We start from the raw sequence: 13,623 nt of genomic DNA, 5'->3' as shown, positions 1-13,623 counted from the left end.
GGCGTTGCTGATTTAAAACATGAAAGAATTTTGGACTAATCTTCTTTGCTTCTTTCTTTGCGTCTTTGCGCCTTTGCGCGAAACGAATTCATATCTGGATTCAGCAACGCCAAAAGCTGAATCGAATCACCTCGATCGCATGTCTGCTCTTAGACTATATACTGCGGCGGCGTTCTGATTTTCGAACCAACAAGGAAATAAGCGGCTTATCTTAAAAATAAAATCAATGTCTGTAGCAAACCAATTGTAAAACCCAAGATCCCACCCAAATTAACGATCGCCTGTAGTTCACTTTTGACAATACCTTGAATTGACGATTCTAGTTCTTCAGGAGTCGTCGCCGTAACCCGATTAATAATAACTTGATCGATCGATAAGATAGGAATTACTTGAGCCACCAGATTTTCCAAATCCTTTTCTAAATAACGTTCTAATACCAAAGCTAATTCTTGACTCACTACGGTTAAAGAGCCATTAACCACATTAGAAGAACGCAACCGTTTAAGCGCGATCGCCGCAATATTATTCCAATCAACATAATCCCCCAGATTGTGCAAAAACTCGGCTCCTCTATTTTGGGCATAATTTCTCACCGAATCTTTCGTCGTTTTTCTGAGCTGACTAACGGTTGCCACCGGTAAATTTTGCAAAGAAAGACTAGTTAGCCAATCGCGAATCCGATTGCGAATTTGCAAAGAAAAAATCAACTCTTTGAGTCTGGCATTCGTAATCGCCGGTTCGGCGAGGCAAAACTCCCTTAATCGAACTAAACTATTTCGTAGCCCAAATAAATTAGCCACAACCCAATATGTTCCACTAGTCTTTTCCCGAAAGCCTTCATCAATAATTTGGATATTGCGATCGCTCAGGAAATCAATCATCGCTTTACGGATTACATCGGGAGGAATCACTAAATCCAAAATCCAATCAGAAAACTGTCTAGCTTGAGACTCAGTTAATTGGAAATCCAATAATATTTGATCAAAAATTTGATTTATTTGACTATCGAGGAAATCATCCTTTCTTGCGAACACCCGAAGCAGTCGCGGCAATGACTGACCAAATAAATCTTTTAAGATATCAGCTAAGATCTTTGCCGTCTTTTGCTCCTTATCTTCCTGAACTTGTTCTAAAGCTAATTGTAATAACCATAGAATCGCCGACTGAACTCGCTCTGTGTGCAAAAGTACTTGAGCCAATTTATGTAACTCTTCGGGGGTCAGCAAAGACCCCATAATAGTATCAGAAACCTTTTTTGCTAAGCGTTCTTGATTACTAGGAATCAAACCAGGAGTGAAAGGCAGTTGTTTACCCCAAAGAAAAACTGCTTTGTAGGGCCTAAAAAGCATCTTGATGGCTAAATCATTTGTGAAATAACCAATAACGCCACCAGCTAGAGGGGGAACTAAAAATAACCAGAAATGTACCAATTCTAAAACAGCGACTAAAACTACCGATAATCAATTACTAATTGCACAAGTCGGATAGGAGAATCTTCCAAAGAAAACTTCACTTTCCTCTCATAACCAACAATCTCATCATACCCCTTAGCAGAGCACTCATGAGTCACTAAATTGCTATAGCAACATTGTTCAATAGGTTGAGGAGAAGGAGGAAGAAATGCTTAATATATTTGGTACTTTAGCCCTAAATTAATTGTGTTGCATTAAACTGTGAGGTCATAACCAGTATCGTTAATCACCAATTACTTTAAGAATTATCATCATAATGTCCTCAGGATTACTTATTGGCGAGCTAGCAAATCAATTCGGTCTTTCTACCCAGGCAATCCGCTATTATGAGAGGTTAGGGTTACTCACGACTCCCCAGAGAACAGATAATGGTTATCGATTGTACTCCCAAGAAGCTTTAGAAAGATTAAAGTTTATTCGTAAAGCGCAGAATTTCGGTCTTTCTCTACAGGAAATTAAACAATTAATAGAACTTGATATTTATTCGCCATCTTCTCATGTAGCTTTTAAAAAAATGTTGCAGGGACATTTACAAGAAATTGATCAGCAAATTTATAAATTAACCAATACGAGTCAAATTCTTCGCCGCAAGTTTGAGCAAACCAATTACCTTATTCCCGAACCAGGAAAAGTCTATAGTCTAAGTGATTATCAAGGCTCTCTATTAAGTCTGATGGAAGAAGTAGAAAAGAAAGCTCAAATTAATCACAAAGCCAATTTAATTGACAAAGCCTATAACTTATTGCAACTTTACAGTAGTGGAGAAAGAAACTTTCGAGGCATTGAATTAATTGGGGCAAAACTTAATGAAGCTATTTTAAATGGCTGCGACCTCAGTTGTGCTGAGTTGATGTTGGCAAGCCTTAATGAAGCCTGTTTGGAAAAAACTAAACTCCAAGGTTCTTACCTAAGTGGTGCCGATTTGATTGGAGCCGATCTTCGCGAGGCAGAATTAACACGAGCAGATTTAATTGGTTCTGATTTGACTGATGCTGATTTGACTAACTCTCATTTAATTAGCTGCAATTTAGGTGGTGCTTGTCTGAAAAATGCTAGCCTAAAAGGTGCTAATCTGAGTGAAGCGATTCTTATTGGGGCAGATTTACAAGGTGCGGATCTAACTGGGGCAATGGTTTTGGGCAGTAACTTTTATGGAGCTAATCTCGAAGGGGCCAAAGGTGATCTTCGGGATATCGAAACTTTTCAAGATTGATATGTTGGTTCCGTTTTCCCCTTAGCTCAATTTTTCTCGGTTTGGAGTCAAAACAGCGTTCTGTTTGAACATTTCTTTGATGACTAAAGCAGGATCAACATAGCTGCCATTATGTCTTAATACCCAATGTAAATGGGGCCCTGTCGTTCTTCCTGTCATCCCAATACGACCAATCCTTGCCCCCACAGCTATATCTTGTCCTTGCCAAATTTGCACAGCCCCTGAGCGATCTATTAGATAACGTCCTTCATCAGAATTTTCGACTGTTCCTTGTAGGTGACAGTAGACATGTTGCCAACTTCCTGACTTAATAGTAACTGAAGTGCCACAAGCCTCATCCTGCGCTACTTTAGTTACTTTACCTGTCCACCAACTACGGACATAACTACCAAGAGGAGCTGCCATATCCAAGCCGTTATGAAATTGAATTTGCCCATCTACTGGAGAACGACGATAACCAAAAGGGGAAGTATAGGACTGAAAATTTTCTACTGGGAAAGAAGCATGTTTCCAAATATTGCTAGCTATTTCCGCAGGCGGCTGCAATGGCAAAATCTCATTGTACTGAGAATTTATAACGTTATTTTGTGTTTGATTCCCAAGGGCTTGAGTTTTGTTATTTGGCGATCGCCCTAAGCCGATAGAAAAAATTATAGTTCCTACTATTAACAATAATAGTAAGCGCTTCCGTTGTAGTTTTAATTTCATCAATCTTTTAGATCTCACTGGGGGCAATAAATATTTAAAATATCCAATCGAATAAATTCCTGCTACTTTTAGAAACAGAATTTAGAGTTCTTTTTATAAGTCTTTAATTATGTATTATGCTTCTGAGCGTTTCCAATTCGACACTAGCTTAATATAAGCTATTTGGATTATATTATTTCACTTATCATTCCCAATATCCTAACTAAATTAATTGTTCGATCCGCAGAGGTTCATGTATAAATAAATTCCAAAACTTGTTGAAACCCTGTAATAATTATCAAAATTAGGCATAAAATTTTCTTTTAATATCCCATGCTTCAAGATATATTCCCTTTTATATTTTCAATTAGTCCAGTTATGATCGCTGGAGGATTCCTTTGGTCATTAGCTCTCTACATTACCCTGACAAAAGTAAAAAACTGGCTAATGGAGCAATTAACTCGCTGGCTGAATTTTGCAGATCGTTCTTTATTTATCTCGATGGAAGAGTTTGAAGACACGAGAGTTGCTCGGGAAGCTCAAAATATTTTCTATGCTTCCATTTTGAGTATTATTCCTTTTTCTGTTTTGGGGTTCTTGTCTAATTGGGCTTTAGATCTAAGTTTGGGGGGAAGCTGGTCTATTAGTTTGGGCATTATGACCTGTGTTGTCGGTGGGGTTTTCGCTCTGGGAAATCAGGATGGGGAAATGAGCGATGAGGAGTAATGAGGAATAAGTAATAAGTAATGAGTAAGATTATGACAGTAACCTATCTGATTGTGAGGATATGCAACTCATGACTAAGAGTTTATCTGCGATCGCTACTAGCAATATCGCATCTCAACCAACAGTTCCGCCGTTAGAAAATGGCGATCGCCTTACTCTCAATGAGTTTGAACGTCGCTATACTGCTATGCCTCATCTGAAAAAAGCAGAATTAATCGAAGGACTTGTTTATATGGCATCACCTCTTAGAATTAGACAACATGGTAATCCCCACAGTTCGATTGTTGGCTGGTTAATGGTTTATCAAGCTTATACTCCAGGAGTACAATTAGGCGATAATTGCACAGTGCGTCTTGATGCTGACAATGAACCGCAACCCGATGCTCTGCTGAGAATCGAAACAGATGGACAATCAACCATTAGTGAAGATGGCTATGTCCAAGGAGCACCAGAATTGATTGCGGAAATTGCTGCTAGCACTGTATCCATTGATCTACATGACAAACTCAAAGTGTATCGTCGCAATCAAGTACAAGAATATATTGTGTGGCGAGTGGAAGATCAAGAGTTAGATTGGTTTCGCCTCGTGGGAGGTAAGTATACTAAGTTAATTGCCAGTGAGCAAGGAGTGATTAATAGTGAGGTTTTTCCTGGCCTATGCCTGGATGAACAAGCGTTGTTAACTGGAGATTTGGCCAAAGTACTAGCTGTGCTGCAACAAGGATTGGACGCAAGATAATTGACTTAAGTTTGGCTCAGATGCCATTGAAGATGTTCTTCAATAAAAGTAGAAATAAAATAATAACTGTGATCGAAGCCTTCTTGGATTCTAATTTTCGCAGGATAATTAAGCTCGGCTGCGGCAACAATAAAATTAGGAGTCAAAAGTTGTTCTGCCAAAAATTGATCATTAGAACCTTGGTCAATCAAAATAGGAATTCGCTTTTGTCCCTGAGATAATAAACAGGTAGCATCATATTCTTGCCAAAGAGATTTGTCTTTTCCCAGATAACCAGAAAAGGCTTTATGTCCCCAAGGACAAGCCGTAGGATTGACAATTGGTGCAAATGCCGAGATGGAAGTAAATAAATCCCGATTACGCAGACCCACAACCAAAGCACCATGTCCGCCCATCGAATGACCCGAAATCCAGAGGGTTCGAGTTTTTATCGGGAATTCCTTGAAGATAAGTTCTGGCAGTTCCTTGGCGACATAATCATACATTTGATAGTGAGCACTCCAAGGATCTTTGATGGCATTGACATAAAAACCCGCACCACTACCAAAATCCCAATCCTCATTTTCCCCGGCAATTCCTGTATTTCTCGGGGAAGTATCAGGAGCAATCAGCAAAATGCCATGTTCATCGGCAAATCTGAGAGCATGACCCTTAGTGATGAAGTTTTCTTCGGTACAGGTGAGTCCCGAAAGCCATAGTAAACCTGGGAAAGGGCCCTTTCCTTGTGGCCTAAATACGGAGAACCGCATGGGGGATTTGGTTGATTGGGATGGATGTTCGTAAAAGCATACCTGGCCTTTGCCATAGCGATGAGATTTGACTAAAAAAGAAGAAAGTTCCATGATTAATTGAAAATTAAAAATTGAAAATTGCTTGCCCTCGAATGGGGGAAAATTAAAAATTAGAAAGCTTAGAGTTATTATGTTTTTGCGCGATTTTGAAAATCTCTTGAGCAGCGCGATCGCAGACTCCTAATTCCCCCAATAATTCTCTCATTTCTTGATAGCCAGCAATAATTTTCTCTCGCTGACTCTGATTAAAAAATAACTCTAAGGCTGTCTCGGCAATATTCTCTGGGGTAGCCGCTTCTTGTTGCAATTCTGGTACAACCCCTCGGTTCAAAATGAGATTTGGTGGCGACATAAAAATAATTTTAATTTTGAGAATATTGCGCCCTACCCAAGCCGTAATCGGATGTACTCGGTAAAAAACAATCTGGGGAGTATTTAGCAAGGCAATTTCCAAATTGACTGTACCGGATTTGGTAATGGCAATATCAGCAGCTGCGATCGCGTCTAGGGTTTTTTCTTCGATAATAGTTGCGTGTAAATTATATTCGGTGATCGCTGCGGCAATTGCTTCACGATAATTTCTCAAGGAAATCGGAATTAGAAACTGTATATCAGGTATTTTCTGTTGAATTAATTGGGCTGCTTCACAAATAGTTGGCAGCATTTGGGTAATCTCCTGTTTACGAGATGCCGGTAACAAAGTAATGATGTTTTGTTCGAGTGAAATGTCTAATGCCAGTCGAGCTTGTTCTCTGGTTGCTGTAGAGTTAATCCTATCTATTAAAGGGTGGCCCACCCAAGTTACCTCAACCCCTTTGCTACGGTAATATTTAGCCTCCTCAGGAAAAATAGCTAAGATCCGATCCGCAATTTTAATCACTTTGGACGCGTTGCCCAGTCGAGGGACAGCCCAATCTTGAGGCGCAATATAATACACTACTGGAATCTGAGGAAAATTCTTTTTGACATAACTCGCGATCGCAATATTCGGTGCTGCATAGTCAATTAAAACTAAAACATCCGGAGGATATTCTTGAAGATATTTTTTAGCTTGGTTTTGAACTTTTATTGTCGGTATTACCAAAGGTAATGCTTCAAAGAAACCAATTGAGCCAATAGTTGTCGTGTTCACGATCACATTTGCACCTGCTTCCTTCATGCGATCGCCACCGAGAGCTACAATCTCCACCTCAAGATTGGCCATCTTAGCTTGGCGATGGAGTGCTTCTACAAGCATCGCACCCTGTAAATCGCCCGAAACCTCACCTGTACTGATAAATATCCGCATTATGTACTAAGCTATTGTGCAGCTTAAATTTTATATGATTCTGATCTCTTCGCGATTCGATGCAGAAAAGATTAACTAAAGCAAGAAAAGTTTAACTACGAATGAAAACAACGATGCTATAGTTTTTGGACGATACTCAAGATTAAAACTTAGAATTGATATTAGAAAACATGGAATACCAAAAAATCTTAGTTGCTTTAGATTCCTCCCCGATGGGTGAAACAGTATTTGAGCGAGGTATAGCATCTGCCAAGCAAAATAATGCTTCTCTAATGTTATGCTACTGTCTTACTTCTGATAGTCCTTTTTGGGTTCAGCCAACCTCCTACCATAGCGAAACTAGTGAGGATTTTAAGGAAAGATATCAAGGAAGTTTGGAAAAAGCTAATCAATGGCTAGCTGAATATGTCAACAAAGCTCAAGCCCAAGGGATCTCAACCGAATCAACTTGCAAAGCTGATAAACCCGAACATATGGTTCTCGAAATTGCCAAGAATTGGGAGGCTGATCTAATTGTTGTCGGCAGACGTGGGCGAAGAGGTTTGGCAGAAATATTTCTGGGAAGCGTCAGCAACTATATTGTTCACTACGCTCCCTGTTCTTTACTTATTGTCCAAGATTAAGACTATTTTGCAGCCTAAAATGAAATGTACTTCCCTAATGACCTTGTGTCATCACTTTCGATAAGTAGCATAAGTCTCTAATTGTGGTGCTCATAATCAATATTTACAATATTCTAATTGCAGAAAGCTAAATTATTTTTTGTTTTCACTTACAATTCTATCTACTCATAGGTAGAATAGGGCCATGAAACCCACTGACACTCGATCAAAAATTCTCGACACGGCTCAAGAGCTCATCCAAAAGCTCGGAGTAAATGCCATGAGTTACGCTGATATCAGCACAGCTGTTGGCATTCGGAAAGCAAGTATCCATTACTATTTTCCGTCAAAAGAGGATTTGTTGAGTTCCTTACTAGAGCGATATAACCCATCATTCCTTAGGTTAGTCGATGCTATTTTAGAATCTCCTGACTCTGCCGAAATTAAACTGCGCCGCTACTGTGGTCTGTTTGAAGATACGCTCAATAGTGGAGAACAAGATAAAGCCTGTCTCTGTGGCATGCTCGGTGCGGAGGTGAAAACTTTAAACTCTCCTTTAGCAGAGCAGATCTCTTATTTTTACCAAGAGAATGAAATCCGTCTCGTCAAACTTTTGACTCAAGGAATCGAAACGGGGGTGTTTAGTTTTTCTGGGGAAACCGCGGCAATGGCTAAATTGATTTTTTCTCTTTTGGAAGGCGAGCTTTTAATTGCTCGCGCTCATAGTGGAGTAGCTCATTTTCCTGTGGTGGTTGAACAATTATTTCAGTTGCTCAAGGCATAATTTTTTTTACGTTCTTATCTACCATCTAGTAGGTAAAGTTTTCTAATTAATTTACTTGGGATGTCGATGGTGGTGTGATGGCTGGTCGCAATCAATATAACTAGTGCTGCATAATAAGTAATTAAAATATTATATGAGGAAAGTAGGATGCAGATTAATGCCGATTTGAGTCAACGAGTTGTTGTTTATAGCCAAGATTTACCTTGGGTTGATTCGCCGATCACTGGGGTAAAGCGACGAATGTTGGAAAGAGATGGCGAGGAAATTGCTAGAGCAACTTCCATAGTTCGTTATGAGCCTGGTAGTTCCTTTTCTGCTCATACCCATGGTGGAGGGGAAGAGTTTTTGGTCTTAGATGGTATTTTCTCGGATGAAAAAGGAGATTATCCAGCGGGAACTTATGTGCGAAATCCGGTAGGTTCTCGCCATACTCCTTCTAGTGAATCAGGTTGCACTATCCTCGTAAAACTATGGCAAATGTCTCCGGGCGATCAAAAAAGAATCGCGATTTTAACCAAGGAAAATCCTTGGATTCCCGGTTTGATATCAGGATTACAGGTCATGCCCTTACATAGTCATGGCACAGAAAATGTTGCTCTAGTCAAATGGGAACCTGGAACTGTGTTTCAACGCCATAGCCATTGGGGCGGAGAAGAAATCTATGTCATAGAAGGAGTGTTTGAGGATGAACAAGGAACTTATCCTCAAGGAACTTGGATTCGTAATCCTCACGGTAGTATTCATACCCCTTTTAGCAAAGAGGGTTGTGTGATTTACGTTAAGACTGGACATCTTGATACTTGATTGGGATAAGTATGGACTTAACTAAATTCATGAATATAAATGTGCTAAAAATTAGGTGCAGTTTCTTCCAGGATTATCCTGGACAAAAAGAACCATGTCTGTTGACTTAATTCCTTTATCCCAACTGCCGTCGAGATATGGCATTGCTCGTTCTAATCTTTATACTCGCCTTAAGGAGTTAAAGATTGAATCGGTTAAACAGGGTCGCAAAGCTTTTGTCACTGCGGCTAGCTTACAGTTACTAGATGGATTACATGCTCATCTCGAACAGGGAGGGACTACTTCCGACTTTATCAAGTTACAAGCCAATAATATTGTGACTATTCCTAATAGTTCGTTAGAAAGCTCGAATTATTTTGAAAACCCATACTCTAGTGAACCCACAATTTCCCTAAATCCCACGGCACTGGTTGGGGTCATTGAAACCGTTGTTAAAAGATTGATTCCGACTTCTCGGAGTCGTTTGACCTACATGAGAGAGCTGGAAGAAGCGTATCAAAATCAATGGCTACTTTCAACTTCAGAAGTGTCAGATCTTCTGGGACTAACTAAGAAAACTATTACCAACTATGGACAAGAATTTAGTGATGCGGGTTTTATTTTTGAGCGAGTAGGAGTTAGAAAAGGAGGGGAAATAGCTTGGTCGATTGATAAAGAAAGTAATCGGCTGGGAGCTTTTTCTGATTCAACTGAGCAGGTCAAAGCAGCTTTTTCTGAAGCCTTTGATCCCTAACTATTTAACTAATTTCACTATCAATATCTAAGCAAGTCGCAATTTTCGTTAGCGCTTGCTTTTCACTATCAGACACTTGCAATCGTTTCAAACGAGCACGGAGGGAGTCGAACCCCCGACACCTAGAACCGGAATCTAGTGCTCTATCCAACTGAGCTACGCACCCTGGCCAATTAAAAATTGAAAATTAAAAGATTAACAATTATTTATTTTCCGTATATCACAATAGCATTTCTTGGCTTAGGATTGGGCAGGTTTCAGATAAATATTAACGATCGCGTCTTTGGCATCGAGCTTAGCAATTTTTTGAGGTTTGCGATCTTTGCCCAAGATTTCTATTTTCTCTAGCTCCTGGACTAATTGTTTTCCTGTATTGGTCGTTAAAATGACCTCACTTTCAGGTTGGGCAAGCAAAATGCCAGCTAAATAATCTTGTTTGTTGGCAAAAGGAATGATATAAGTTCCCAAATCACCTCGCTTACATAATCTGGCCGTGTTAACAGGAAACTGTTTGCTATAGCCTAGCCGAGTTACTAATAAAATATTTTTGTTATCAGTCACATTGGCACAACCAACGATAGTTTCTTCAAGTCGTAATTTAATACCCTGATTGCCTTGGGCATTGCGTCCCATTGTCGGGATATTTTGTTCATTCACTGGTAAACGAAGAATTCGACCTGTACTAGTTGCGATCGCAATTTCTCCATCTTCCTGATTGAAGCCAACATATTGCAAATGATCCTGCTCTTTGAGTTTGATCAGGACAAAACCTCGATTCCCTAGATTATTTAATTCGGCAATTGCTAGGCGTTTGATGACTCCTTTGGTGGTTAGCAAAATAAGATCGCGTTTTTCCTCAGGATCTAAAAAGAAATGCTCGATTGTTTTATTGGCATCTCTTTGGGCCGCTTGAGATAACAGCCCTATGGTAGTTTGGGTTTGATTTTCCAGGTAATGGGGGATCTCCTCGATCGCTACAGGATAGGCTTTGCCACTATCGGTAATAAAAATTATGGTCTCGCGATCGCCGATAATCTCTTGTCGCACTACAAAATCCTCACCTTTTTTCCAGGAGGAAGGAGTCTGATCGTTAGGATTTTGCCAATAGATATGGCCTTCATGGGTGAAGTTAATTGTGGCCTGGGCTTCTTTGGTAATTTTTAAGACCGAAGGCTGAAGGGTTTTGGGACTAGAAGTGACTTCTTGCTCTTCTTTTTTGAGCTTTTTCTTACCTTTCTTTTGGGGTTTTGCTTCTTCTAGCACAACGCGATCGGCAATCCGAGTGCGCCGTTCATCACCATATTTGCGTTTTAGAGAACGTAACTCTTTTTTGAGGGACTTCATTAACTCATGGCGATCGCCTAAGAGAGTTTCCAATTCATCAATTCTCTGTTGTAATTCAGCTTGTTCGGCTGCCAGTTTTTCCTTTTCTAAGCCTGTGATGCGTCGCATGGGCATTCCCAAAATCGAATCAGCCTGGGTTTCACTCACTCCCAAATCCTCGCTCATGCGAATCTTGGCCGTCGAACCGTCGGGAGCATTGCGTAAAATATCGACCAATTGATCCAGATTATCCAATGCCAGTAATAGCCCAGCAACTAGATGCAATCTTTGTTGACAATCGCTCAACTCTTGACCATATTGTCTTCGCAGGGTTAATTCGCGAAATTCCAAGAATTGATTTAGTATTTCCCTTAAGGAAAGTTGTAATGGCGTATTATCTACTAAAGCAAGCATAATTGCCCCAAAATTATGTTGCAGCGCTGTCTGGCGATAGAGTTTTTGCAGTATGTCTTGAGTCATCACATCTTTTTTCAGCTCAATGACCACTCTCATCCCAGTGCGATCGCTCTCATCGCGAATATCGGAAATACCTTCTAAGCGCCCATCGTTAACTAAATCCGCAACCTTTTCGATCCAAGCAGCTTTATTTACCTGATAAGGCAATTCTGTGACGATAATTGCTGTTCGTTCTTTGCGTCTTTTCTTTTGGCGCAAGATCAGTTTTTCTACCTTGGCAATACCTCGAAGTTTGATACTCCCCCGTCCCATACTATAGGCCTCGGTAATTCCTTTTGTTTCGACAATTTCTCCTCCTGTAGGAAAATCAGGTCCGGGTATCAGATTCCATAACTTCTCATCAGATAAATCTGGTTTATCGATTAAAGCAATTAACCCATCAACCACTTCACCTAGATTATGGGGTGGCACATTGGTTGCCATGCCCACGGCAATTCCTCCACAGCCATTAAGCAACAAAATCGGTAGTTGCACCGGCAAAACCACTGGCTCTTGTTGAGAATTATCAAAGTTAGAAGAAAAATCAACCGTTGCACCATCAATCTCGCTCAACATTCCCTCATGGGCGATCGCAGCTAGTCTAGTTTCGGTATAACGCATAGCTGCGGGAGGGTCATTATCTACCGAACCAAAATTGCCATGTCCTGCCAAGAGAGGATAACGAGTTGAAAAACTCTGTACCATTCGCACCAAGGCATCATATACCGATTGATCACCATGGGGATGATATTTTCCCAAAACATCCCCCACAACTCTGGCACATTTACGGTAGGGACGATCTGGAGTTAAGCCCAACTCGTGCATAGCATAGAGAATCCGCCTGTGCACTGGTTTCAGACCATCTCGGACATCGGGTAAGGCACGACCAACTATAACGCTCATGGCATATTCCAGATAAGACCGTTCCATTTCCGTGTGAAGCGCGGTAGGAATTATCTGACCATTTCCTAATAGGTTTAGTTGTTTTGCCATTTACGATTCTCCCCTGGTTGGTATAAAAAATAGTATCAGAATAAAAAAATTACTATCTCATTTATTTTTGAGCCACAATGATACTGGTGATTAATCAATGTTCCCTAATGATTATTCTTAACATTCAGTTCAAATACACTAAGTAAGATTCTGGTAATTAGTATCTATGACCACAGTTTTGATTGTAGAAGACGATCCCATTAATTTCCGAGTTTTTTCGAAAATTCTAACAAAAAGAGGAGGATTAGAAGTTCTGGGGACAGAAAATGTCTCAGAAGTCCTCGAAATTGCTAAATCTGGAAACATAGACGTTATTTTAATGGATGTTTCTTTAGCCAATAGTATCTTTGATGGCAAACCTGTAGATGGTATTAAGATTACGCAAATGTTAAAATCTGACCCTCAGACATTACATCTACCTGTTATTTTAGTCACTGCCCATGCGATGCAGGGCGATCGTGAATTATTGTTAAAACAGAGTGGGGCAGATGGTTATATTTCCAAGCCAGTAGTCGATCACCAGCAATTTATTGATCAGATTGTCGCGTTAGTCAATAATTAAGGGGTTAACCAAAAGTTCTCCTGGTTTCTTATGACTGACAATCCTCTTCACGATAAGCTGAAAGCTCAAGTAGACAATTCTCAATGGCTGCAAAAGTTTAAAGAGATTGGAGAGAATCTTAAACTCATCAAGTCGGCAATTCCCATCACGACGCTATGCCAACTAAAGTGGAATACGAGCAAGAATGGGTTGGATATCCACTGTCCGAACGAGGAAACCTGGAATTTTCTAAAACAAGAAACTGCTACGATCGCAAAGCTGCCGTTTAAGGGCGATCACATTGCTATCTTCTGGCAAGATCAAACTGTTTCCTGTGATTTTTAGGCTGGCGGTGACATCCTCCGCACACTGAATCAAAGATTACAGTGTGGGCTTCTTACGTGATTACACTTGCTGAGGAAACCTCAGCGTGTCTCACGCGCTTCCAACTCTCACGAATTGGGATTTCTG

Annotated in this window: 14 protein-coding genes and 1 tRNA gene; 9 read left to right on the top strand and 6 right to left on the bottom strand. The window is 40.3% G+C overall.

What is annotated here, in order from left to right:
• Positions 1-206: 206 nt before the first annotated feature.
• The gene (locus XEN7305_RS02510; RefSeq protein WP_006507760.1) at positions 207-1,430 is read right to left on the bottom strand and encodes a DUF445 domain-containing protein; all 1,224 of its coding nucleotides are present in this window, start codon (positions 1,428-1,430) and stop codon (positions 207-209) included.
• 298 nt (positions 1,431-1,728) lie between these two features.
• Here XEN7305_RS02510 and XEN7305_RS28030 point away from each other — a divergent pair, with 298 nt between their 5' ends.
• Positions 1,729-2,685: a pentapeptide repeat-containing protein gene (locus XEN7305_RS28030; RefSeq protein WP_006507759.1), complete on the top strand. Its 957-nt coding sequence runs from the start codon at positions 1,729-1,731 to the stop codon at positions 2,683-2,685.
• A gap of 21 nt (positions 2,686-2,706) precedes the next feature.
• On the opposite strand, the gene XEN7305_RS02495 is transcribed toward XEN7305_RS28030, so the two are convergent.
• Entirely contained in the window at positions 2,707-3,393 is a 687-nt protein-coding gene (locus XEN7305_RS02495; RefSeq protein ID WP_006507758.1) for a M23 family metallopeptidase, read from the bottom strand.
• A gap of 312 nt (positions 3,394-3,705) precedes the next feature.
• On the opposite strand from XEN7305_RS02495, the gene XEN7305_RS02490 reads away from it, so the two are divergent.
• A complete protein-coding gene (locus XEN7305_RS02490; protein ID WP_006507757.1) occupies positions 3,706-4,098 on the top strand; it encodes a hypothetical protein in 393 nt (130 codons plus the stop codon).
• A gap of 70 nt (positions 4,099-4,168) precedes the next feature.
• A complete protein-coding gene (locus XEN7305_RS02485) occupies positions 4,169-4,837 on the top strand; it encodes a Uma2 family endonuclease (RefSeq protein WP_006507756.1) in 669 nt (222 codons plus the stop codon).
• Positions 4,838-4,842: 5 nt separating this feature from the next.
• Here the strand turns inward: XEN7305_RS02485 and fghA are convergent, their stop codons facing one another.
• A complete protein-coding gene (fghA, locus tag XEN7305_RS02480; protein ID WP_006507755.1) occupies positions 4,843-5,679 on the bottom strand; it encodes an S-formylglutathione hydrolase in 837 nt (278 codons plus the stop codon).
• Positions 5,680-5,731: 52 nt separating this feature from the next.
• The gene (gene lpxB, locus XEN7305_RS02475) at positions 5,732-6,916 is read right to left on the bottom strand and encodes a lipid-A-disaccharide synthase (protein WP_006507754.1); all 1,185 of its coding nucleotides are present in this window, start codon (positions 6,914-6,916) and stop codon (positions 5,732-5,734) included.
• A gap of 170 nt (positions 6,917-7,086) precedes the next feature.
• On the opposite strand from lpxB, the gene XEN7305_RS02470 reads away from it, so the two are divergent.
• The 4 genes from XEN7305_RS02470 (at position 7,087) to XEN7305_RS02455 (ending at position 9,839) form a co-directional block, all read left to right on the top strand.
• A complete protein-coding gene (locus tag XEN7305_RS02470) occupies positions 7,087-7,539 on the top strand; it encodes a universal stress protein (protein WP_006507753.1) in 453 nt (150 codons plus the stop codon).
• Between the two features lie 184 nt (positions 7,540-7,723).
• Complete coding sequence (locus tag XEN7305_RS02465; RefSeq protein ID WP_006507752.1) at positions 7,724-8,302, top strand: TetR/AcrR family transcriptional regulator; 579 nt, start codon at positions 7,724-7,726, stop codon at positions 8,300-8,302.
• A gap of 147 nt (positions 8,303-8,449) precedes the next feature.
• Positions 8,450-9,106: a cupin domain-containing protein gene (locus XEN7305_RS02460; protein ID WP_006507751.1), complete on the top strand. Its 657-nt coding sequence runs from the start codon at positions 8,450-8,452 to the stop codon at positions 9,104-9,106.
• Between the two features lie 94 nt (positions 9,107-9,200).
• Complete coding sequence (locus XEN7305_RS02455; protein WP_006507750.1) at positions 9,201-9,839, top strand: hypothetical protein; 639 nt, start codon at positions 9,201-9,203, stop codon at positions 9,837-9,839.
• Positions 9,840-9,931: 92 nt separating this feature from the next.
• Here the strand turns inward: XEN7305_RS02455 and XEN7305_RS02450 are convergent.
• Both XEN7305_RS02450 and XEN7305_RS02445 read right to left on the bottom strand, forming a co-directional pair.
• Positions 9,932-10,005: transfer RNA gene (locus XEN7305_RS02450), tRNA-Arg, on the bottom strand.
• 74 nt (positions 10,006-10,079) lie between these two features.
• Positions 10,080-12,611, bottom strand: a complete 2,532-nt coding sequence (locus tag XEN7305_RS02445; RefSeq protein WP_006507749.1) for a DNA topoisomerase (ATP-hydrolyzing) subunit A — start codon at positions 12,609-12,611, stop codon at positions 10,080-10,082.
• A gap of 166 nt (positions 12,612-12,777) precedes the next feature.
• Between XEN7305_RS02445 and XEN7305_RS02440 the strand changes: the two genes are divergently transcribed.
• Complete coding sequence (locus tag XEN7305_RS02440; RefSeq protein ID WP_006507748.1) at positions 12,778-13,173, top strand: response regulator; 396 nt, start codon at positions 12,778-12,780, stop codon at positions 13,171-13,173.
• A gap of 30 nt (positions 13,174-13,203) precedes the next feature.
• A complete protein-coding gene (locus tag XEN7305_RS02435) occupies positions 13,204-13,497 on the top strand; it encodes a hypothetical protein (protein WP_006507747.1) in 294 nt (97 codons plus the stop codon).
• Positions 13,498-13,623 lie beyond the last annotated feature (126 nt).

This window comes from Xenococcus sp. PCC 7305, from assembly GCF_000332055.1.
In the GTDB taxonomy this organism is placed as follows: domain Bacteria; phylum Cyanobacteriota; class Cyanobacteriia; order Cyanobacteriales; family Xenococcaceae; genus Xenococcus.
Note: the sequence above shows the minus strand (reverse complement) of the source record. Positions and strands in the feature narration are given on the sequence as shown.